The organism is Pseudomonas sp. NPDC089569 (assembly GCF_050280625.1).
Taxonomy (GTDB): Bacteria; Pseudomonadota; Gammaproteobacteria; order Pseudomonadales; family Pseudomonadaceae; genus Aquipseudomonas.
The window spans coordinates 73,081-92,229 of record NZ_JBNNVQ010000012.1 but is presented as its reverse complement, the minus strand read 5'-3'; the positions used below and the strand labels follow the sequence as shown (position 1 = coordinate 92,229).

Annotated in this window: 29 protein-coding genes; 26 read left to right on the top strand and 3 right to left on the bottom strand. The window is 54.4% G+C overall.

What is annotated here, in order from left to right; genetic code table 11:
* Window positions 1–450 precede the first annotated feature (450 nt).
* The 3 genes from ACQKP2_RS08595 (at window position 451) to ACQKP2_RS08585 (ending at window position 2,645) form a co-directional block, all read left to right on the top strand.
* Entirely contained in the window at window positions 451–744 is a 294-nt protein-coding gene (locus ACQKP2_RS08595) for a hypothetical protein (protein ID WP_427575842.1), read from the top strand.
* Between the two features lie 29 nt (window positions 745–773).
* Window positions 774–1,388 carry a hypothetical protein gene (locus tag ACQKP2_RS08590; protein ID WP_427575841.1) on the top strand — a complete coding sequence of 205 codons (615 nt, stop codon included), beginning with the start codon at window positions 774–776 and terminating at the stop codon, window positions 1,386–1,388.
* Between the two features lie 591 nt (window positions 1,389–1,979).
* Window positions 1,980–2,645 (top strand): OmpA family protein, encoded by a 666-nt coding sequence (locus ACQKP2_RS08585; RefSeq protein ID WP_427575840.1) that lies wholly within the window; start codon window positions 1,980–1,982, stop codon window positions 2,643–2,645.
* Window positions 2,646–2,648: 3 nt separating this feature from the next.
* On the opposite strand, the gene ACQKP2_RS08580 is transcribed toward ACQKP2_RS08585, so the two are convergent.
* Window positions 2,649–3,362, bottom strand: coding sequence for a YcbK family protein (locus tag ACQKP2_RS08580; RefSeq protein ID WP_427575839.1), 714 nt, complete (start codon window positions 3,360–3,362; stop codon window positions 2,649–2,651).
* A 375-nt stretch (window positions 3,363–3,737) separates the two neighbouring features.
* Between ACQKP2_RS08580 and ACQKP2_RS08575 the strand changes: the two genes are divergently transcribed.
* From ACQKP2_RS08575 to ACQKP2_RS08470, 22 genes are all read left to right on the top strand, one after another.
* A complete protein-coding gene (locus tag ACQKP2_RS08575) occupies window positions 3,738–3,977 on the top strand; it encodes a hypothetical protein (RefSeq protein ID WP_427575838.1) in 240 nt (79 codons plus the stop codon).
* 685 nt (window positions 3,978–4,662) lie between these two features.
* Window positions 4,663–4,908, top strand: coding sequence for a hypothetical protein (locus ACQKP2_RS08570; protein WP_427575837.1), 246 nt, complete (start codon window positions 4,663–4,665; stop codon window positions 4,906–4,908).
* A gap of 115 nt (window positions 4,909–5,023) precedes the next feature.
* Window positions 5,024–5,557: a hypothetical protein gene (locus ACQKP2_RS08565; protein ID WP_427575836.1), complete on the top strand. Its 534-nt coding sequence runs from the start codon at window positions 5,024–5,026 to the stop codon at window positions 5,555–5,557.
* Window positions 5,558–5,677: 120 nt separating this feature from the next.
* Entirely contained in the window at window positions 5,678–6,028 is a 351-nt protein-coding gene (locus ACQKP2_RS08560) for a hypothetical protein (RefSeq protein WP_427575835.1), read from the top strand.
* A 112-nt stretch (window positions 6,029–6,140) separates the two neighbouring features.
* Window positions 6,141–6,671: an HD domain-containing protein gene (locus tag ACQKP2_RS08555; protein WP_427575834.1), complete on the top strand. Its 531-nt coding sequence runs from the start codon at window positions 6,141–6,143 to the stop codon at window positions 6,669–6,671.
* A 65-nt stretch (window positions 6,672–6,736) separates the two neighbouring features.
* On the top strand, window positions 6,737–7,165 hold the full coding sequence (locus ACQKP2_RS08550; RefSeq protein ID WP_427575833.1) for a hypothetical protein: 429 nt from the start codon (window positions 6,737–6,739) through the stop codon (window positions 7,163–7,165).
* 178 nt (window positions 7,166–7,343) lie between these two features.
* Complete coding sequence (locus tag ACQKP2_RS08545) at window positions 7,344–8,072, top strand: hypothetical protein (protein WP_427575832.1); 729 nt, start codon at window positions 7,344–7,346, stop codon at window positions 8,070–8,072.
* Window positions 8,073–8,158: 86 nt separating this feature from the next.
* Window positions 8,159–8,482 carry a hypothetical protein gene (locus tag ACQKP2_RS08540; RefSeq protein WP_427575831.1) on the top strand — a complete coding sequence of 108 codons (324 nt, stop codon included), beginning with the start codon at window positions 8,159–8,161 and terminating at the stop codon, window positions 8,480–8,482.
* 136 nt (window positions 8,483–8,618) lie between these two features.
* Window positions 8,619–9,659 carry a hypothetical protein gene (locus ACQKP2_RS08535; protein WP_427575830.1) on the top strand — a complete coding sequence of 347 codons (1,041 nt, stop codon included), beginning with the start codon at window positions 8,619–8,621 and terminating at the stop codon, window positions 9,657–9,659.
* A gap of 62 nt (window positions 9,660–9,721) precedes the next feature.
* Entirely contained in the window at window positions 9,722–9,961 is a 240-nt protein-coding gene (locus ACQKP2_RS08530; RefSeq protein ID WP_427575829.1) for a YheU family protein, read from the top strand.
* A 179-nt stretch (window positions 9,962–10,140) separates the two neighbouring features.
* A complete protein-coding gene (locus ACQKP2_RS08525; protein ID WP_427575828.1) occupies window positions 10,141–10,821 on the top strand; it encodes a hypothetical protein in 681 nt (226 codons plus the stop codon).
* 131 nt (window positions 10,822–10,952) lie between these two features.
* Window positions 10,953–11,210, top strand: a complete 258-nt coding sequence (locus ACQKP2_RS08520) for a hypothetical protein (protein WP_427575827.1) — start codon at window positions 10,953–10,955, stop codon at window positions 11,208–11,210.
* Between the two features lie 31 nt (window positions 11,211–11,241).
* A complete protein-coding gene (locus tag ACQKP2_RS08515) occupies window positions 11,242–11,553 on the top strand; it encodes a hypothetical protein (protein WP_427575826.1) in 312 nt (103 codons plus the stop codon).
* Between the two features lie 80 nt (window positions 11,554–11,633).
* Window positions 11,634–12,773 (top strand): tetratricopeptide repeat protein, encoded by a 1,140-nt coding sequence (locus ACQKP2_RS08510; protein ID WP_427575825.1) that lies wholly within the window; start codon window positions 11,634–11,636, stop codon window positions 12,771–12,773.
* 553 nt (window positions 12,774–13,326) lie between these two features.
* Window positions 13,327–13,725: a response regulator gene (locus ACQKP2_RS08505; RefSeq protein ID WP_427575824.1), complete on the top strand. Its 399-nt coding sequence runs from the start codon at window positions 13,327–13,329 to the stop codon at window positions 13,723–13,725.
* Window positions 13,726–13,862: 137 nt separating this feature from the next.
* Window positions 13,863–14,300, top strand: coding sequence for a hypothetical protein (locus ACQKP2_RS08500; protein ID WP_427575823.1), 438 nt, complete (start codon window positions 13,863–13,865; stop codon window positions 14,298–14,300).
* Between the two features lie 85 nt (window positions 14,301–14,385).
* Window positions 14,386–14,685, top strand: coding sequence for a hypothetical protein (locus ACQKP2_RS08495; protein ID WP_427575822.1), 300 nt, complete (start codon window positions 14,386–14,388; stop codon window positions 14,683–14,685).
* Window positions 14,686–14,888: 203 nt separating this feature from the next.
* The gene (locus tag ACQKP2_RS08490; protein WP_427575821.1) at window positions 14,889–15,578 is read left to right on the top strand and encodes a hypothetical protein; all 690 of its coding nucleotides are present in this window, start codon (window positions 14,889–14,891) and stop codon (window positions 15,576–15,578) included.
* Between the two features lie 3 nt (window positions 15,579–15,581).
* Entirely contained in the window at window positions 15,582–16,046 is a 465-nt protein-coding gene (locus ACQKP2_RS08485) for a hypothetical protein (RefSeq protein ID WP_427575820.1), read from the top strand.
* A 38-nt stretch (window positions 16,047–16,084) separates the two neighbouring features.
* Entirely contained in the window at window positions 16,085–16,477 is a 393-nt protein-coding gene (locus tag ACQKP2_RS08480; RefSeq protein ID WP_427575819.1) for a hypothetical protein, read from the top strand.
* A 173-nt stretch (window positions 16,478–16,650) separates the two neighbouring features.
* Window positions 16,651–17,571, top strand: coding sequence for a recombination-associated protein RdgC (gene rdgC / locus ACQKP2_RS08475; protein WP_427575818.1), 921 nt, complete (start codon window positions 16,651–16,653; stop codon window positions 17,569–17,571).
* A gap of 42 nt (window positions 17,572–17,613) precedes the next feature.
* Window positions 17,614–17,859: a hypothetical protein gene (locus tag ACQKP2_RS08470; protein ID WP_427575817.1), complete on the top strand. Its 246-nt coding sequence runs from the start codon at window positions 17,614–17,616 to the stop codon at window positions 17,857–17,859.
* A 25-nt stretch (window positions 17,860–17,884) separates the two neighbouring features.
* Here ACQKP2_RS08470 and ACQKP2_RS08465 read toward each other — a convergent pair whose 3' ends face one another.
* Both ACQKP2_RS08465 and csrA read right to left on the bottom strand, forming a co-directional pair.
* Window positions 17,885–18,280 carry a hypothetical protein gene (locus tag ACQKP2_RS08465; RefSeq protein WP_427575816.1) on the bottom strand — a complete coding sequence of 132 codons (396 nt, stop codon included), beginning with the start codon at window positions 18,278–18,280 and terminating at the stop codon, window positions 17,885–17,887.
* The gene (gene csrA / locus ACQKP2_RS08460; protein WP_427575815.1) at window positions 18,270–18,461 is read right to left on the bottom strand and encodes a carbon storage regulator CsrA; all 192 of its coding nucleotides are present in this window, start codon (window positions 18,459–18,461) and stop codon (window positions 18,270–18,272) included. Before csrA ends, ACQKP2_RS08465 begins: the two co-directional genes overlap by 11 nt.
* 177 nt (window positions 18,462–18,638) lie before the next feature.
* On the opposite strand from csrA, the gene ACQKP2_RS08455 reads away from it, so the two are divergent.
* Entirely contained in the window at window positions 18,639–19,067 is a 429-nt protein-coding gene (locus ACQKP2_RS08455) for a hypothetical protein (protein WP_427575814.1), read from the top strand.
* Window positions 19,068–19,149 lie beyond the last annotated feature (82 nt).

Here is a 19,149-nt window from a genome sequence, read left to right as displayed (position 1 = left end):
CTACGGCCCCAGCAATACCGCCTAAGGGACTGAAAGCTCTTAGGGGGTTCAATCCCAACGCCGCGATAATTTATATCTCGGCGGATGCAAGATTTGGCGTCTCACTTCCCTCTGACTTGATCCAGTGGGTCCAGTATCAGGCACTTACCGGCTTTGTTGAAGCAGGCACTTCAATTACTGATTTGGGTGCGCAGCAGGTTGTGTTTTGACCACGTTGATTCCCGACCCAATCTCCCCTTTTGCACTTGGCTGGCGGCACTCACATCTCAGCCTGACATGGTTAGATGAATTCGAGCAGCGTGGCTGCCAGCATGAGCACAGTCACAAAACGTCATCGCAACTGATTCCAACCCTGGGCAGATCGCCCATTTCAATCCGGCAGCCTCAGCCGCGGCTTCTGGCACAACTCCACACACTGGAAGATGGCTCAATCTACTCAGGAGCCACACCATGCAAACTCAGACGCCTTCGATCGACGCCACTCAACTTACTCTCAGAGGGTTGTGTCCTGTCCAACCCTTGGACCGCGTGAAGTTCACTCCATTCGACCAATCCGGTCTCAAGGCCCAAGTCGAGGGGACAGTTTTCAATACCCAGGACACCAGCGGTGGTAACTGGCGCATTCGCATTGTGAAGGCTGGGCATTCGTTCCCCTATGGCCTTGACTGCAATGTGTATTCGCACGAAGGCAGTTTTGAAGTGACCGGTCAGCTTAATCCAAACATCTATCCCGCTTACGCATGAAAGTCGGCGCCCGATCCAGGAGATGAATCATGAATAATTCGAACGTTTCTGCCGGTGTGTCCTTCTTGCAGGCTGCGGAAAACGGTATCGCCAAGTCAATCGGCGATCGAGTTCGGTCTGCCACGATGAATGACCTGCTGATGACAGCCATCAAAACGAAGATGGCGTTCATGCCCGAGGACGCAGCCCAGTTGCGTGCGTTTTCCATCACGTCATCGGTCGGTGTATTCCGTCCGCTCGATGAGTCGTTCTACCGGCAGGCATGCCTGTCCGGTGGCAGCTACGCGCAGATGTGGGAAAACACCCATGGTGTTAAGCCGATGAAGGCGGCGCGTGCTGGAACGTCCAATAGCGATGTGCAGGCGGACATCCGTGTTGCTGCAGGTATCGCGGTATTGCTTGTTGGCGAGGATAACGATGGTCTGATGCCACGCCATGATGGAATGCAGGTGTGGTGGGTCACTTCGATCAATCTTGACGCGGGCACCATCAATCTCGGCCGCTATAAGCTGTACGCCGATCAGCGTTATCCATTCAATCGGTTCGACTCCCCGGCCCAACGCAAGAAACTCAACCGCGAACAATGGGAAGAGGCGCAGCAGTTGGTGCGCAGTTCCTTACTCAGCGGGAAGTCGGCTGCGTGAATCCGTCATATCCACCACTGGACCTGCTGCCGATCGCCGGCGGCCAGCTACGCAAGAATCTGCCAGTTCAGACGCGATTCCTCTATGGCAACTCAGTACCTGGCAACCGCGCCGTCGTAGTTCGATTCTGGGAGTCGCCAAAATGGATCTGGGTGCGTGGAAGAACCTCTCCGGTCAGTCCCTCCTCAAGACCATGCCCATAGATGCACTCTGCTTGATACCCGAATCCGGTAATCGTGAGCCAATCCTCACTATCACTGACGGTTCAGATGTCGAACGCCTGGGATACACCATTCCTGGGCATGAAGTGGTCACTAGGCTCTATGTCTGGTTACGCGCAGATGGAAGGAGAAGGCTGACAGGCCGGTTCTTGTGACATGCAGGCAGTGTGTTGCTGCAGTCTTGGCTCACGCGCGACAGCTTGTATTCTCTGACAGCCCGCCGCCGCGGGCGGGGAATCCAACCCCCGCCGTTTGCCACGAATCGTGGTGCAATCCTCACTAAGTTAAATTTACGCCGCCTCTTCCCTCACCGCTTCTGGCACAACGTTGTGGGACCGACACTTGTTTCAACCAAACAAGGAGTCTTCCAATGTTCAATCTGCTCAAAGTCGCACTACTCGCTCTCTCCCTCGCCGTTGTCTCTGGCTGCGCCATCAATCCACAAACTGGTGAGCGTGAGCTAAGCCGCACGGCAATCGGTGCCGGTATCGGATCGGTCGCTGGCGGTATCGTGGGCGTGGCGATCGGCCGAAGCCCAGAGTCCTTTCTGATCGGTGCCGCTACTGGCGCTGCTATCGGCGGCGGTACTGGCTATTACATGGATCGCAGTGCAGAACAACTGAAGGCGGACCTTAAAGGCACCGGCATGGAAGTCACGCAGAAGATCGATCCGACAACCGGGCGCGGTATGTTAACGATTCAGGCCCCTGCCGATATTGCTTTCGCGACCGGTTCCGCCGAACTGGAAAGCACGTCGTTCCGGGGCCTGAAGAGTGTTGCGGATGCCGTGAAGTCGCAACCGAACATCCGGGTTGACATCACTGGGCACAGCGATGCAACCGGGAGCAGAACGCTGAATCAGCTGTTGAGCTTATCCCGGGCTCAGTCGGTGGCCCAGTTCCTCAGTGCATCAGGTGTCGACGGCCGGGCTATCGCTGTGCGTGGTGTCGGATCGGCAATGCCAGTGGCGAGAAACGACACTCCAGCAGGCCGTGCCCAGAACCGTCGGGTTGAAATTCAGATTCGGCAGATTTGAGCTTCAGGTGTAGATAATCCTGCCTGCCTCAGGCGCATCCCATACGGATAGCGCCTGTTCAATTTCCGGTTCGGAGTACCTCGCCAGCCAGTCTTCCTGATCGGACTCCAGCAATGCCACTCGCCAGGACCTGACCTTTCCAATGTCCACATGAATGAAGCCCAAGCCTTTGTTTGGGTAGACTCCAACACCGCCGACACCGATGGCTTTCGCCAGTTTTGCGAGTTGCTCAGTTGCCAATCCCGGAATTCGGATATCAGCGGCTCTTGCTTGAATGTGCTGGGAGTTCTTTGCCGCACCTTCGAGGGAAGCGTTGTAGGCGGCCGTTCTAAAGCCGCTATTTACCAGGATCTGGTACGGGTAGTTATTCAGCCTGAGCCAAGCCTGAATAATGTACAAAAGGTCAATTAGGCGGGGGTCCATACTGACGGTGCGCTTCGACTCAACGTCGCGCAGCAACGTGCAAGCGATGGCGTAACCGCGTTGATCCCAGCCTTGATCCCTGCGGTAGTAGCAGAACGAAGCTCTTTCCTGTGCCTGCGGGCGCTCCAGGTAAAGATAGCGATCACGATCAAGGATCACCGCCCGCCAATCCCGCTTTCTCGACGGGTTAGCTTGTGAAGCGCTAGCAATTGCTGGCGCGGCAAGTAGTGCTATCGGGCTGGCGATCGCCGCAGCCAACAGGTGGCGACGTAGGAGGTTTGGTTCTGTGCTCATGACCGGCTGCAGTTTGATGACCGGATTCTGATTTTAAGCTTGTCTGCCAGAAGTGCACGCGTTAGTGAGGTCTGGTTTTCCCAGGCCAGGCAGATCCTTCTGGCACGGCTTCAGTTGGCGAGAATAGGCACTCCATTCAGAGACGGAGCCGACCCCTTGCCTATTTATCTCGAAGCAAACGCCTTCAACCCGAACGGTCCAGACGGGCTAGGCCGGAACCGCCTGCGTGTTGATTCGCTCGACCCGCAGCCTCGCTGCGCACTTAGACCTCGGAGCTATGCAACTTTGCGCGAGTCTCAGAACACACCTCTGGCGCAATGGAGCGGAAGCTTCGCCCTTTGCACTGGAGGTGGAGTGTGCAGTGCCTGTCCGCGCATGAACCATCGTTTCACGCTCGATGCTTTCACCCCCAATGTGATGATTCGGATCGATGAACATGGCCGACTTCACGCCATGGACCAACCGGAAGATGGCTGGGCGTCCTACGGCCTGTTTGTCCAGTGGGAGGACATTGCCGCAATTGAGGGCTGGAGTATTGGCAAGCATGGGGTGGATGCCCACTCACCGTTTTTCATGCTCAACCGTGAGGAGGAGATCGCGGAAATCCGGACCTGATTATGGGTTGAACTGTCTAGGCTGGGGTGCTAAAAAGGTCCCGTTCTATGCCCAATCTCTGATTGATGGCACCCTTTCTATCTCGATAGTCTTTCTACCGTGATTTTGAGGGCCTTGCGATTTCACCTGACACTTCAGGTTAGATCTGTGGGGAGATACTGTTGGATTAGTCAAATTCGCAGAATGGACTTCGGTCTTTTCTGCACATCTCGATCGCGCGACTTCGGTTTGCTGTCGATCACATTGCCCTTCTTGAAAGGTGCTCCCAGACGGTAAGTGATTACAACTTGCCGTCCAGGCTTGGTGTTTTTACTTCCGTACGGAATGAGCGCTTGGCTTGGAGCTTTGACATCATTGCTCTTGGGTAAACCCTTGCTTGCGAGGAAATTCAAATTGCGCAGAACACGACTTCCAGTCGTGTGGTACCTCGTTAGCTCGCTAGCTTGGCACCTCCTTGACCCGTCGCAATTCGATCCATCAAAACGCGTTGCCCTAATCGTTGCTCTTCGAGCGGCATTGGACGATGTGGTTTGAGCGATCCAACCTATCCGCTATTCGTAACCTCCGGTAAGGCTTGATTTCACCAGGCCTAGGCCCGGCTGATGCAGGTCTACCCCTCATCTGCCTGGCCTTCGAGCACCAGGCGTACAAACTATTCCCAGTGCTCGACTGGCGAGAGGTCTTTATGAACAACAGCAAACGTAATACCGAAATGTCGACCAAAACCTTCTGCCTTCTTGTTGCCGTTGCTGCCGCGTTGTTTGTCCTCGGCATGAACGCCGTGATGACCAAAATGGAAGCTCGTTGGGCAGCTCAAGAACAGATGATGGCCGACCTTTGCAATCCAGTAACGGTTGCCAAACGCCCTTTCGTCTGCATCAGTTGGGACGCAAATCGTAAGGCAAGCAGGGTTATGCCACCTCAAGGCTGATTGACTCGGTCGCTGCGCTTTCCAGCGCGCCCTTTTACGATTGACCTTGAAGTACTCACCCCTACCAGGGCATCCAATGCCCTGGCATGGATGCTCTCCAGCTTGGAGATTACCCATGAGCAAATGCAAAAATTTTCGGAATTACTTCGCTGACCAAGTCTTGGTCACCAGCGAGTTTTTGGGTTTAGACCTGAACAATAAAGAGGATGTGGATTCACCCCGCTTTAGCCTGATCCGGGAAATTCAGGTAAGGCAGGAAAAACTCCAGGCCCTCTACGCCGAGCTCGATGAGGTCGGCGTGGGCATGATCGTTGCGAATGAGTCGGGGGATTCATTTGCGTTGATCTTGCCGGATGCATCCGAGCCCGGCCGATTCCGATATTCGGGATTCCGCGCAATTGGATGGATGACCCATTACACCGTTGACACCCTCGACGAGGCAGTTCTTGAAGCGTTCAAGGCTGGCTACACCCGTGTTGCTGCCAGGGACACTCTCGACAAGATGTCAGCCACAACCGAGTGGAAAAAAGGTTGCGAGCGTCTTGCTCACATTCAGGCCCACCAAAATGGTCACCTGACGTGGACCGAGATGCTTAGTGAATTCCAAACTATAGAGCTCAAGTATGCGCAGCAGCAGCTCGCTGCTTGACTATGACGCGTCGACCCGCGCGCTGTTTACGTTGGTGTTCGACCGTGAATTTGACTAATTCGACAGGGGATACCCTCACAGCCTTATTGGGGCTGTGGGGGTTTTTTCTTTATGGCACCCATGAAAAATTTTGAATGGGTTCCTGTGATCCGACTCGCTTGGCGCGCGTTGCTCTGCAGCATCAATCGCGTTTCGCCCGGGCCAGGTCTAGCAGTTCATGTTCCCATCGTTATGATGAGGCGTATTGAACTGGAGGTGACCTTGGGAAGCTCGAACACAGTGAGCAATTACCTGAATCCGCACAAACGCTGGATTGACCACCTGGCAGATCAGGTGATGGAATCATTTGCAGCGGTTCCACATGATGGGGCAATTCAAGGTGAAACCGCCGGGAAGCAACTGAGTGACATTCAGATCCCCCTATCCCAAAGCTGCCACTGCGCAATCTGCATTTTGATGCGTAAGCTTTGATTTCATTTTCCTTGAAAAATTGAGCTACCCCATGGATCAGTACCCACCCAGGATCATCGACTATTTGATTCAAGTTGGTCTTAGACCATTGACCCCGGTGGTGAGGTAGCAGATGTCTGAGCAGCAGATTGAGAAAGCCGATGCGCTTGCGGCTGAGTGGCACAAAGAGGAGCAGCGCAAGTACACACTGGAGCCGTACATCGAACACCCCCGGGCGGTTGCCGCGATCATTCGGTCGGTTCCCCATCACACCTGGGAACTCGTTGCCGCGGCTCTACTACATGATGTCCTTGAAGTACCTGAGCCTATTCGCGCACAGCGGATACTGGTCATCAGAAGAGAGCTTGGAGAGATTGTGCTTCAGTACGTACTCGAAGTTTCCAACCCGAGCACACCCGAGGATGGGAATCGGAAGACTCGCAAGGCCATTGATCGAGCACATTTGGCGAAGGCATCGCCAGCAGGGCAAACGCTACGTCTCGCCGACGCCGTTCACAATCTCCACAACCTGAGCGAACTCTCCCCCACCTTTGCAAAGCTTTACGCCGCAGAGAAAAAACTGATTCTTCCACTGACCCTTGCCGGCGATCCAACGCTGCACTCACGGGTTAGCAAAATCATTGGGGAAATCCTGGCCAGTTGATGGTGGCACACCCAGGAAACCGGATGATGGTCCCATCCACAGATAGCAAATAGGCACCGACATAAATGTCCTGGACCCCAGTTTCCCTCTTCATGCCGGTCACTTTTAAAAACGAGTACGGCTGGCCTCAATCAATCGACCTGATGGGAGCTCTGCGTTCTGGTCGCCAGGTACCGGTGCGGTTTGAGCGCCAGGGTGCCGATGACGACTTTCCTCATGAACCAGGTCGCTGGATCAGCTGCTGCTCCAATCGATGGGACCTCACCGGTGAGGTCACTGATTGGCGGCCATTGTTTGAGCAGCCAACCGGGAGAATGCCGGAAGAGCCACTCAAAGGATTTTTTGTCGACATTCAGCAGATGAATGATGTCGCGCTCATCAGTAAGGCTTTGTACGGCGATGGCTCTGTGCTTACCGCGGACAGCCGTCGTGATCTGGCACATCGCCTCTATAACCTGATGCGTGTAATTCAACAACAAGAAGTGGCCTTGTAGACTTTAGGCACGTTACAGAAGCCACAAAGCGCTTTATTATGGCCCCGCAACCTGCGCCCTTACATGGTGCAACCTGTTCGGCCTGCATGAATTCGCGCAGGGAATGGCAAACAAGATCTTAGCCAGCACAGCTGCTTCGACCTGTTTGTACTAATCGTTATGAGATCGCGAAGTCCAAATGGATTCTGGAAAAGTTTTGCGTCATCTTGATGTGGATGGCCTTGGGCCCGAGTTGCGCCCAGTTGGCTCGATAGACCTCCTGTACATCCGCACTGATTACTTACTTTCGGTAAAGGAAATTGAGCCCGTCCCTCTTCCACCTGGACGCGATGCCCCGCCGGCACACACTCGCTCAAAGCTATGGCAATCCGATGAAGCCTACGAAATGCGTAGGATCAACCCCTTAAATGATAAGGACGAGGTCCTGCTTGGGTACCGCCCGATGATTCAACAGGGTCGGGGGCCTACCGCGAAGCGCTACCACGCATCCTTCCGGATTGCTGAACTTGGCTCTCAGGAAGAAGCGCTTCGCATGGCCAAACAGTGGCGTGACGATACGGAGGCCAAGCTTGGAATCCAGCCAGGTAAACGCAGTTCAAAGGTGCTCAGAAAACCGGTATCAGGCATCTCACTGATCGTTTCCAAAAACCTCGACGGACGCTTTTACTGGGGGAGTGATCAAGCTCCTGGCCAGCGGACCATTCGTGTTTACATCGGCAAGAAAAGTTACGTCGAGGCCTACCAAGAGTTGTTCAAGCGCATGGCCATCAGGGATGAGCTCCCCATTCCCGATGAACTACCTCTACCGCCACCGCCGCGGATGGATCAATTCAAAAGGATGGTCAAAGCGGGGTTGACTGATATCCCTCGACCACCACAGAAGCGTAAGCGGAAGGCCTCCTCATAAACGAGGATTTTTCAGCCCCCACTTTGGCTGGCGCTCTGTTTTCAATTCGGTAGCGTGTCCGGGACGAACCCAACGGACACACCGCAATGCCATTACATTTTAAACGCCTGGCTCTGCTGCTTCCCCTCCTCCTTTCCGGTTGCGGAGAGGAGATCTACGGGGCGTATGAAGCCACCGTTCAAACTGCAAACGCAGAACCTCAGGTGGTGGGCATTGCCGTATTTCAGCGCGATCGAATCATTGCCGATGGACAAACGGCGTTGGTCCATGAATGGAAGTCCGCCGGCGGCACCTTCACTGCAATCGATGATAATGGAAAGCGGTTGATGCAAGTCACCAAGGATCGTAATGGCGACCTGGTCCAAGTGATAGACCAAACACGGGTCACTTTCAAAAAATACCAATTCTAGAACCAATCACTCATCCGGGTTTACCGGCATCGCTCGTCGATTTCTCTCCTTGCTAACTCTGCCTTGCAGGGTTCAGCTGGAAGCGATCCTTCCTTGCCCGGCCGACCAGCCTGTTGACCCACATTTTCCGAGGCTTGTGCAGTTGCTCAGACACCTACTGACCAGCGCTACTCTGGCATTAATCGCCACAGCCGCATCCGCCAATGACATCCAGGTTGTGCCAGTCACACATACAGACGGCTCCTCCTCGCAACCCGAGGTATACCTGGCTGGTGAGATCACTGAGGAAACGGTAACGCAACTCAGCGTATTGATCCGAGAGCGGAAGCTTCAGTCCTCTATTTTGTATTTGGACAGTGCAGGCGGCGACCCTCAAGCAGGTATGGATCTTGGAGACTTGCTTCGCAGGTCGAACATCAACACTGCGGTTGGTAAGGTCGGGCGGGCACCGGGGCGACCAGCCGCAGGTAAGTGTCAAAGTGCTTGTGTGCTCACCTATGCCGGCGGGAAATTTCGATTTATAGATCCAGCGGCCCAACTTGGAATCCACCGGTTCTATCGGCGAACGGCCACAGCGACAGATCTGGATGTAGCACAGGTTCTCAGTGCAGCAATCACGGCCTACCTGATCCGCATGGACATTGATCCCGCGCTGTTTCAAAGAATGGTGAAGGTCGGTCGAGGCCAGATGGAGCTACTGTCTGCCCGGGACGCCTTGGCACTCAACCTGGTTAACAACGGACTACTGCCGGCCAGGTGGGGCATTGAAGGTAAGTCAGGTTCGGTCTACTTGAGGGGCGAGCAGGAAACCTGGAACGGCACAGGTAAGATCATCATGACGTGCGTTCCCAATCAAAAAACCATCAAAATTTCCGCGCTTTATGATGCCGGCGCACAGAATGCCTCGATTGCAAAAAGCACGGTCACATACTCCCTACGTGTCAATCAGCGTTTCATCCCGATTGGGCAAATGCTAGCCAAGGCTTCCATCAGCGGCAGCTATCTGTTGGCGAGCTTTATCCCTACCGACCCCATGATGTGGGAGATCAATGCGGCAGATAAAATCGGATTTGGGTTTCATGCTGGCCAGGCTGAGACTTTCTATGGCTTTCTGGTGGACGCAACCGGCGAGCAGGACCTCATCAGAAGTTGGGTAAAGCACTGCACCGAGCGATAGGTCACCTTCTGGCACAGTTTCGGATTGTGCAGAGTGGGAACCTCATACAAGAGGTGCTGACCATGCTGATCCCCTTCCAGGAATTGCAACCCGAAACCCTACACAACCTGATGGCCGATTTTGTTAGTCGCGAGGGAACCGACAACGGCGATATGTCGACGGAGGTTCAGAAGATTGACCGCGTCCAAAAAGCTTTGAAATCCGGCGATGCGGTGATTTTCTATAACGCAGAAATGACGCAATGCATTTTGATGCGCAAAGACGACGTGTCGAAGGACATGCTGCAGGCCTGGGCTCCGTGAACATTAACCTCGGCAACACCTAGGCACCGGCCGTCGTTGCCGGTGTGATTTGGGCTGCACTCTGATCAGAATGCAGGCACGGTGGAATTTACTTCGTCCATTGTGGCTTTGATAGCCGGCCATTTTCTTATACGGTTGCCTGGCTCAAATTTCCGGACTCTTGTCCAAGGCTTGAACGAATGTCGGTTTTCGACCCAAACAATACGACCTCGTCGTCCCTCTCTGCCGTCAACCAGCTCTCGCTACTTCTGAAATCCTATGGACGCTCTGCGTGCGCAGTGATTGACCACCACCTCTTCTTCCACGTGGTCAGTCACTCGCCCGCGATGCAGTGCGCCATCCTTGCTGCCGATGATTGTGTGCCAGTCGCCATTCGTCCCGTGAGCGGCCCTGGCGATCTTGTTCACATGAACCTGTATGAGAGTGTCCAACGCTTCCTTGAGCAGCCCAGTGGATTTACTAAGGCGGCCGCGGACCTGGTATGCATTTTCCTTTCTGGATGGATCAAGCAAGTTGCTTCAAAATCAGCGCACCCCAACCTGGTGGTCGCAATCGCGGAGCAACTCGTTGACGTTGAACATTGGCTGTCCAATGACGGTCCAGGCAGCTGCGTGATTGCGGGCAAATGGCTGATATGGGCAACCGGTCGATACGGTATGAGCGACATTTTGATTGCCAGGAACGCTGGTGACCTGCCCTGCCCAGATCTGACAACAGTCAACCGGTGGGATAGTATCGGGCAGTTCAGTGAGAGCGACCTGTTCTGCCTCAATGCCGGGCTCGATGAATGGAAGGCCGGCCCAAGCGTCTGGTCGTTCCGAGCAAGAGCTGTTCCTAACGTCCCCGAGCTTTCTCAGTAATCCGCGCGAGCTGTTCAGCACTGCAGTATCCTCTGAACACTGCGAAAAGTTCGGTTGGATTCTGGCACAGGACCCATAGGTGTTTAATTTCCTGGTACCGCAAAAGCGGAAATCAACTTACCAGGTGATCTATGTTCAACTCTCGTACCGTTCATGCTGTAGCTCTGGGTTCCGTTACCGATCGCGTTTCGACTTGGTTTGCTGAGGCGAGCCTCGCCGATGCGAAATTTGACACCCTCGTGAAGTTCGACGAAATTTCTGATCTAACTCTCTCTCGCTTCGACCTCGAAGTCCCTGCGGCTGCATCTGAAGCCCAGATTACTGACATGGTTACCGAAGCGACTTACAACCTCAATTTCAACCGGTCGGCACTAGGCCTTGTCCATTGATTGGACGCCTGAACCGGAGAAGGAGTAATACATGCTGTCCCGCCCCGACAAAGACGCTCTGCGTGCACTTCTGGATTCCCAGGTGAAGGAGAAGCTGCAGAGCAACCCTGATGCTGTAACGACTTATGCCGCCAAGCCAGAGCCCGAGCGTAAACCGTATACGACCAAACCGACTGTTCAGGAGAAAGCCTTCAGTCGGGAGCTCGATCAAATGCGCGCCAATGCGGAAGCAGGCGTGGTCGAAAATGTTGAAGTCACGCCGGCGGCGGAGCCGGAGTCCAACCTTACACTCGATGACTACCCGGGGCTCAAGGCCGCGGGTGCGTCAATCAAACCATGGTGAAATTTCGGCATTGCTTTTGGCTGTGATCGGTTCCGACGTTCTGCAATCATTTGCGCACCTTTGAACACCGGAACCGACAGATGATTCACATACGCCTTCCTCTCTGCTTACTCGCTGCAGCGATTACGGCGGGCTGCGCTGGTACCGACAGGCAGTACCATGGCAACCCTTTCGATGAACCAGTCGTACGTTCGCAGCCTCAGCAACTCCCACCCCCAATCACCAAGGTCAAGGATCTGCCGGTCGCCGTGCCAGCTATCAACCCTCCCCAGGAAACTGAACCGGAGGTGGTTGAGTCCAACGTGCAAGTGTTTGCAGCTGGGTCTGCGCCATATTCCTCGATCTCTACCCCGTCACTAGAGCCGGCTGTGGCTTCGACAGAGGGCGTTACAGGTCCTGCTGATGAAATATTGGCTGAGGCTCGCAAGGTCGGCGCATCCGGGGATGTTCCTAGTCAGATCGGGTTACTCGAGCAAGCTGGCTTCTTGGGAAGTGGCCAGGCCTTCTACGAGCTTGCACGCGTATACCTCAATGGTGAGGGCGTGAAGAAGGACCCAGAAACAGCCGTGGGATATCTGACCAAGGCCGCAGGTATGGACCATGTTGAATCCATTCGAGTACTTGGCTGGCTGTATCTGCTCGGTACCGGTGTGCCAAAGGATGCTGCGTACGGGGAGCAGTTGCTCGCGAAGGCTGCTCAAACGAGCGTGAGGGCCCAGCGTGAATTTGGTCAGGCGCTCACAAACCAACGTCTCCCCCACTTGAATCAAATGGAGCGCGGGCTCGAGATGCTTAAGCAAGCCGCAGACGCCGGCGACGCCGAGGCGAGCCAGGCATACGCAAAGGCGTTTAGTCCAGGCCCCTACACAGCGAAGGCTGCTGGCCCCGTGGCGAATGAACAAAGCCCAGTTGCCATATCGTCCGTATCGTCAAGGCAGAGTGTGAGGGATGGTGGAGAGGAGCTTAAGCAGAGGGGGCTGTCAGGTGACGCTGAGGCACTGTACCAGTACGCATTGAATGTTTCGTTGGGCAAGATTCCTGCTGCAGATCCTCAGTTTACGGCGTACTGCTGGTATTCGGTGTCTTCGGCTATGGGTTACAAACCTGCCGCAGAAGAAGTTCGCTCCCTTGCTGGTGTCAAACACCTTGCTGATAAGCAGTCCCCTGGCCGCATGGAGAGTTGCATAGGCGATCTGAACCGAACAATCAGTGGGTCCTAATCAGCTCATTTGAGTGAGAGCAGTGCGGCCAGTGGGGGTGATCTCAAAACCACCTTCCGGTCCGGGTAGTGGTTGTACATACCCGAAGCATTCAAGTCTACGGAGTAAGCGACCTCCTTGAAGTGCGTGCCGGGTATCAGGCTCGCCGTTGGTCGTCAGAGCTTTCGCCAATGCGGCTGGGCTACTCACGTGACCACCCAAAAGCTCCAGTGCTCTGAGGCCGGCCCAATCGTTGAGACTAATGACGATATTGGGTTGGCCTTTGGTGAACTGCTGCTGTGCTAAGCGGAAAGTTGTTTTATTTTTCATCGGCATACGCGGTCAGACAAAAAGGGCTCTCGACAACTCTATACAGAATGTTTAGTCGTTCAAGCCGAAATCCCTGCTCGAATTTCACCATAGCCCTCCCTCCCAGCCGCAAACTGAGATCTGCACCAGGTGCGAACCATCCCACTGGAAAATCGACAGTGCTTTTGGCTAGCGCCCTCTTTGTGAATCAGCAACCATAGCCACCGCAAGGGCCGCACTCATTCAACAGTAAGAGGTTATCGATATGCCTGATTCAACCCCGCTTCGTGTCATGCTGGTCGATGACTCGAAAACGATTCGCAAAAGTGGCGAGGCGATGTTGACCGGTGCGGGATGCGTGGTCATGGGCGCCGACGATGGTTTCGACTGCATGGCGAAAGCGAAGGACTTTGGTCCGCAGTTCTTCTTCATCGACGTGATGATGCCTCGACTCGACGGTTACCAAGTGAGTCAGGTCATCCGGAACCACGCTGACTTGAAGAACGTCCCGATCGTGATGCTCTCCTCGAAAGACGGAATATTTGACAAGAAAAAGGGCATGCTCGCTGGCGCAACCGACTACCTGACAAAACCATTCAACAAAGACGATCTGCTCAACGCGCTGATCAAGCATGTTCCCGGATTCAAGCCAACGACGGACTGAGCCCAAGTCAACGTTTCGCATCGAATACCTCCCGCCCTTGAACTTTGGTTTTCTCCCGTTAAAAGAGTGTGTGCAGGCGATTGGACCTGCATACCTGGAGCCGATATTGACTCCACTGATCCTTTGGGAGATCCATCATGACCGAACCACTGTTGCGCCTGGCTTATCTGGCAATCGGCGTTTACGCCTTCTCCTCCGCACTGCTCACGCAGATGGTCCTTGGCCGAACCGGCGAGAAATCCGCCGTGGAAATGTTCAGCACGGGCAGCATCTGGGTATCGTTTGTAGCATTCGTGCTGATCGTTACCTGGTCGTCCAAGCTGGCCAGCGCGCGGCCGCTCCAGAAGGTTCCAGAATCGTTCCTGCGAATCTCGTTTTTGGTCATGGGACTGTTCTTTTTTGCCTGTGCACTGGCGAGCATCATGGCGTACACGAACCGCGCATCCGCGGCGCCTGATTGGTTTTGCGTTGGCGGTCTCTGGATCTCCTTTGTGGTGCTCAGCAGTTTGATTTCCTTTACCAGCAAGTCTTCAACTCCTGTAGAGCTGAATTCTGCCGTTGCAGCACATGCCTGAAAACCATCTCCAGTTTTGAGATGAAGCTTGTGACGTTCAGTGGCAGAGTGTGGTCTTTGAATGATCATTGAAGTCCGAGGGGACAATGGCAGATCAAACAGATGTAACTGATGCCTACGGCGGTCAGGCCCGTTACAAATTGACGCATGAAGCGCTGGCGCGCGCATTGGCAGAGCCTGACGCTCAAGGGGCCTACGCCCATGGCGCGCGTGCAGCGTTTCTCCTGTCTCAAATAGCCCCACAGCTAACAGACGTTTCACTGACAGCCGGCCTGCGAGAGTTCGAGCGCCTGGGTGCGCCGCCGAATTTGTTGGTGCAAATGAGGGCGTTCATCGCCGAGAGGGATCAACTAGAAACAGGAAACGTCAGGTCAATTGCATCATGAATCCCTTGACCTTCTGCACCCTGAGCCTGGGTATGCGGTACTCCCGATGGTAACGGTAAACATCCGGAGTACTGTACGGCTGTTCGAAGGTCTGTTGAATCAGGTGCAAGTCTTCAGATCCCACCGCGGATAATTTTATACCCCCCCTTCTGGCACACCGCCGCTGCACTTCCAATTGGAGTTAATTTCCAAGGAGTGCATTCATGAACATTTCATATCGAAACAGCCCAACCCCCCAATTGGGTTTTGATTTTTTGTTGGCCGGATCAGGCGAGGCCCACGTCAACAAGCCTGGTGTGCACGTCCAGCTGGATGCTGATTGTCAGGTCCCGGCTGGCAGTTCTGTGGGCGATGCCTTGGCGCGAATGGTTGTTCAGGATCGCGCCCTGGGTCTCGGTATCACCAACTGGCGAGTGCTGATCGACTCTGCAATCAGCACCGGCCACGTAGAACTCTATGCCGGTGAAGGAAATAGTCAGGGCTTGCGAAAGCCAGGCCTGCGTTTTGGTCCAATTGCATCTATGCCGGAGATAGGCCCTGAGTATGTGAAACGCTGCATGCTGGCGAAACAACTGACCAAAGCCGCCAAAATGACTGAGCCCGTGAAGTCCGGGCGCACCACCATTGATGGGGCTATTAAGGTCGAATGCATCCTGGGCGCAGAAACCATCCACTTCAACTTCTACGATGTTCGAAAGAATGCCGGAGCAATCAGCATGTGCCCGGCGGATCTCCCCTTTTCCTCAGCTGACACAGTAAAAGATACCGATATACAGCGTTTGTACCTGGCAATGCGCCTCGAGCGTGAGCTCCCAGATCTTGGGGCTCCGTCTGTGTTAGCCGCAGGCGTTCTTCAGTCACTGGGCTTGGCCCTGAAGTCATTGGAGAAGTGACTGATGACCAGGACAGTAAACCAAAGCGTACTCGAACACTTTCTAGAGATGTGCCAGGCGGAACTGCGGGTCCGTGAAATCAGCATCAGTCTGATCAAGGCTGCCGGCGACGTCTTCGCCGACTTGATGCTCGATATTGGGTATCAGGTCGAGTCCACTTTCATTGATGGACGAGACGTTGTGCAAACGTACTTCAACCCTCGAACTGGTGGATACATCGAAGGCCTTGCGTTCACCCTGGGTCTGACATCAGTAGATCGTGGCGTAAACCTGCATGTCCTTCTGAGGGTCAATGGGCCAGGAGTCAAATCGTGCGCCGCCCTCAGCTCAGCTGTTCGGGAAGCACGAGGTTGGTACCAACCGCTCAACAGCTGCGCAACAGCCTTGGATGTGTTGAACGCAGTTGACCCAGGGTCGATTCCAGTTTGGAAAACTGAGCCAGCTTTTCAATGGCAAGTGGCGGCATAGCAGTAAGAGTATCGGTTCGACACGGAGGTAATATACATATGGTTGACGCAAGAAAATCTACGTTTACAGGTTTTGATCTCAAGGCGGCCAGGAAGGATATCCTTGGACTGTCGCAAATCGAGTTTGCAGACGCGCTGGATATCGCCCGGACATCGGTTATCAAGGCGGAGAGAACTACGCCTAATCCGTGGATGGAAGCTGCCTGTATTGGGCTCGGTGCAATCCGGTTACAACGTGCCTGGAGCTCACCTATCACTGGGTCGCGATTCGTGCGCCTAAGGGAGCGCTTCGGCTTTTCACCAAGCATGCTCGGGGAGGAGTGGGGAGTGACCGAAAGGACGATTCGAGCTTGGGAGATTGGTACTCCCCCTGCCTGGACGCTTCCGGCATTAGTTGGACTTTCAATCATGAAAGCTATGGAAGCGCGGTGAAACCTAGTGAGAACCAGGTGAGCACCCTGTACAAGGACCTGTAGATCACTGGTTCGCTGAGCCCAGTTGGCGATCGTTTCACAAAGTAATTCGAGACCACACTATGGGTTGAAAGCGGTACAAGGCTGGTTAACCTGTTCGCCTTCGTTCAGAAAACCGAGGCGTACTCTCACATGTGGTTCAGAAACCTGCTTGCTTATCGATTGACACAAGATCTGTCTGTTGATGCCGTGGCACTGGAATCAGCGATGGCAACGAAAGTGGCTCGCCCCTGCGCGTCCCAAGAGACGACCACTTACGGGTTCATCGCACCGTTCGGCAAAGGCGAAGATGCGCCGCTGGTGCACATCAGTGGCGACTTCATGTTGATCGCCGCGCAGAAAGAAGAACGCATCCTTCCAGGAAGTGTTGTTCGGGACGCGGTTAAGGAAAAGGTCGAGGAGATCGAATCCGAACAGATGCGCAAGGTTTACAAAAAGGAACGCGATCAGATCAAGGATGAAATCATCCAGGCTTTCCTCCCGCGCGCCTTCATTCGCCGCTCTTCAACTGTGGCTGCCATTGCACCGAAACAAGGCCTGATTCTGGTCAACTCTGCCAGTCCGAAGCGTGCGGAAGACCTGCTTTCGACCTTGCGCGAAGTGATTGGGACCCTGCCGGTACGCCCACTGACCGTGAAGATTTCCCCGACCGCGACCATGACTGAGTGGGTCACCACCCAGAAGGCCGCAGACGATTTCTTTGTGCTGGATGAGTGTGAGCTGCGTGACACCCACGAGGAAGGTGGCATTGTGCGTTGCAAGCGCCAGGACTTGACCAGCGAAGAAATCAAGCTGCACCTCAGCTCTGGTAAAGTCGTCACTCAAACTGCCTTGGCTTGGCAGGATAAGCTGTCGTTTGTCCTCGATGACAAGATGGTCATCAAACGCCTGAAATTTGAAGACCTACTGCAGGACCAAGCCGCAAACGACGGCGGTGACGAAGCCCTGGGTCAACTCGATGCAACCTTCACCCTGATGATGCTTACCTTTGCTGATTTCCTGCCGGCGCTTGTTACCGCGCTTGGGGGCGAGGAACAACCCGCTGGTATTTAAACGCTAGGCCCGCACCTTGTGCGGGCCATTTCCGGAGCATTTATGAACGCCGAAACCTTTATTAAACGCCATCTCGGTTCCGACGAGCTCCCGGACACCTTCACGTGCGCACAAGTAATCGAGATGATCGACCTCGCATTGCAAGAGTCATCGGACAAACGTTCGGACTTCGATGAACGCCGTATCAGGGCACTGCTGGTAACCCTCAAGAAAATCGAAGACACCAGCAAGGACACAGTTGCAATTCTCACGGCACGCCGGGCGCGGATGAATGAAGAAGACGAATGACTTCCAGTTGAAAGCCTTCCTGGCCTCAGTCGATGGCACAGAATTCTTCAAGCTCACTGGTTCGTTCGGCTGAGTAGCTACTGTTCTTTTCGATTTTCTTGGTAACAGTTCTTTCCATGGTCTGATCAACAGCGGGGAGTCCGCCAGGCTGTTGTTTGATTGTATAGAGCACCCGCACGTCGTGGCACGGCTGCTTGATGCACCCCTTCTCCGCGGAGCAAATCTTGTTTGATTTCTCAACGTAGGCGTCGATTTGGCGACAGGTGATCGCCGAGAAGCCGGCGGCGCAGCTAAAGCCCTCCAGCTTAAGGTCGTTTACCAGGTTCAGCGTCGCCTGGCTTGGCTCTTCAATCCAGCTGGAAGTGCACCCAACCATGGATGCAGCAATGGCGAATCCGAATGCCAGGTATTTAGCTCGCACGCTTTACCTCCACTTGGTCCAGACCTTGGGCAGATCGATAGGCCTCACCTCGGTGAACGGCAACGCTCTGTGGGGCGTCGATTCCGAGTCGAATTGTTTCGCCCGTCACGCTCAATACGGTGATTTGGATTTCGTCGCCGATGTTGATTGCTTCGCCGATTCGGCGCGTAAGTACAAGCATGGTGAAGCTCCGGTTTTTTTGGGCATGGCCACCTTATCCGCCCATGCCAGGAGCTGCACTTCAAAACACCACGGATTTTTCCCGTGAAATTTCGATGAATTTCTAGCCTATGTTTTGACTCGCAATCGTTTTTGCAGTCGTTATTCTCGAGCGATACCCGATTTTGGAATGTCTCTCGTGCAGAAGAAAATCAAGAAAGTAGCCATTGGGGCTTTCGCCCTTGCCGTAGTGGCAGGTATCGCATTCGCGGCAACTGCAAAAATTTCAACCCCGGGTTCCGGTTCTCAGGTGGTCGTCATCGAAGACGCCGATACCGTCAAGCACTCTATCGCCGAGCAGTTCTCGACCGCGCCTGGCGAGTTCGTTTTGAGTTCCGCCTCCCGCCGTTTGGCGCAGGCTCGACTCGATGGATTTGCCGTATGTACCCAGGTTGACGAAGCCACGTCGGCCCAGTACGTGGAGGTGGCAGCAATGATTGATAAGGCCACCATTCACGCACCTGAGTTCATGAAGATCGTGAATCTGGTAATGGATTCCGATGCGGGTATGAATGACTGCGATTACCGCGTCATCAGCTTGATCGCACGGGTTACCACCGGTGGCTAGCGTGTTGATCCCGCGAAATCAGATCTGCCCCCGCGGCACCTCAAAATCATCTCTGCACGGTTACGCCAAATGTTGGACTGTG

Excerpts from the sequence above, each read along its gene's own strand:
- ACQKP2_RS08530 (WP_427575829.1), top strand. The coding sequence starts at position 9,722 with ATGCTGATCCCCTTCCAGGAATTGCAACCCGAAACCCTACACAACCTG.
- ACQKP2_RS08560 (WP_427575835.1), top strand. The coding sequence starts at position 5,678 with ATGAAAAATTTTGAATGGGTTCCTGTGATCCGACTCGCTTGGCGCGCG.
- ACQKP2_RS08480 (WP_427575819.1), top strand. The coding sequence starts at position 16,085 with ATGGTTGACGCAAGAAAATCTACGTTTACAGGTTTTGATCTCAAGGCG.
- ACQKP2_RS08510 (WP_427575825.1), top strand. The coding sequence starts at position 11,634 with ATGATTCACATACGCCTTCCTCTCTGCTTACTCGCTGCAGCGATTACG.
- ACQKP2_RS08575 (WP_427575838.1), top strand. The coding sequence starts at position 3,738 with ATGAACCATCGTTTCACGCTCGATGCTTTCACCCCCAATGTGATGATT.
- rdgC (WP_427575818.1), top strand. The coding sequence starts at position 16,651 with ATGTGGTTCAGAAACCTGCTTGCTTATCGATTGACACAAGATCTGTCT.
- ACQKP2_RS08470 (WP_427575817.1), top strand. The coding sequence starts at position 17,614 with ATGAACGCCGAAACCTTTATTAAACGCCATCTCGGTTCCGACGAGCTC.
- ACQKP2_RS08580 (WP_427575839.1), bottom strand. The coding sequence starts at position 3,362 with ATGAGCACAGAACCAAACCTCCTACGTCGCCACCTGTTGGCTGCGGCG.
- ACQKP2_RS08505 (WP_427575824.1), top strand. The coding sequence starts at position 13,327 with ATGCCTGATTCAACCCCGCTTCGTGTCATGCTGGTCGATGACTCGAAA.
- ACQKP2_RS08520 (WP_427575827.1), top strand. The coding sequence starts at position 10,953 with ATGTTCAACTCTCGTACCGTTCATGCTGTAGCTCTGGGTTCCGTTACC.
- ACQKP2_RS08490 (WP_427575821.1), top strand. The coding sequence starts at position 14,889 with ATGAACATTTCATATCGAAACAGCCCAACCCCCCAATTGGGTTTTGAT.
- ACQKP2_RS08550 (WP_427575833.1), top strand. The coding sequence starts at position 6,737 with ATGTCCTGGACCCCAGTTTCCCTCTTCATGCCGGTCACTTTTAAAAAC.
- ACQKP2_RS08540 (WP_427575831.1), top strand. The coding sequence starts at position 8,159 with ATGCCATTACATTTTAAACGCCTGGCTCTGCTGCTTCCCCTCCTCCTT.
- ACQKP2_RS08565 (WP_427575836.1), top strand. The coding sequence starts at position 5,024 with ATGAGCAAATGCAAAAATTTTCGGAATTACTTCGCTGACCAAGTCTTG.
- ACQKP2_RS08595 (WP_427575842.1), top strand. The coding sequence starts at position 451 with ATGCAAACTCAGACGCCTTCGATCGACGCCACTCAACTTACTCTCAGA.
- ACQKP2_RS08500 (WP_427575823.1), top strand. The coding sequence starts at position 13,863 with ATGACCGAACCACTGTTGCGCCTGGCTTATCTGGCAATCGGCGTTTAC.
- csrA (WP_427575815.1), bottom strand. The coding sequence starts at position 18,461 with ATGCTTGTACTTACGCGCCGAATCGGCGAAGCAATCAACATCGGCGAC.
- ACQKP2_RS08525 (WP_427575828.1), top strand. The coding sequence starts at position 10,141 with ATGTCGGTTTTCGACCCAAACAATACGACCTCGTCGTCCCTCTCTGCC.
- ACQKP2_RS08495 (WP_427575822.1), top strand. The coding sequence starts at position 14,386 with ATGGCAGATCAAACAGATGTAACTGATGCCTACGGCGGTCAGGCCCGT.
- ACQKP2_RS08515 (WP_427575826.1), top strand. The coding sequence starts at position 11,242 with ATGCTGTCCCGCCCCGACAAAGACGCTCTGCGTGCACTTCTGGATTCC.
- ACQKP2_RS08485 (WP_427575820.1), top strand. The coding sequence starts at position 15,582 with ATGACCAGGACAGTAAACCAAAGCGTACTCGAACACTTTCTAGAGATG.
- ACQKP2_RS08555 (WP_427575834.1), top strand. The coding sequence starts at position 6,141 with ATGTCTGAGCAGCAGATTGAGAAAGCCGATGCGCTTGCGGCTGAGTGG.
- ACQKP2_RS08545 (WP_427575832.1), top strand. The coding sequence starts at position 7,344 with ATGGATTCTGGAAAAGTTTTGCGTCATCTTGATGTGGATGGCCTTGGG.
- ACQKP2_RS08590 (WP_427575841.1), top strand. The coding sequence starts at position 774 with ATGAATAATTCGAACGTTTCTGCCGGTGTGTCCTTCTTGCAGGCTGCG.
- ACQKP2_RS08585 (WP_427575840.1), top strand. The coding sequence starts at position 1,980 with ATGTTCAATCTGCTCAAAGTCGCACTACTCGCTCTCTCCCTCGCCGTT.
- ACQKP2_RS08570 (WP_427575837.1), top strand. The coding sequence starts at position 4,663 with ATGAACAACAGCAAACGTAATACCGAAATGTCGACCAAAACCTTCTGC.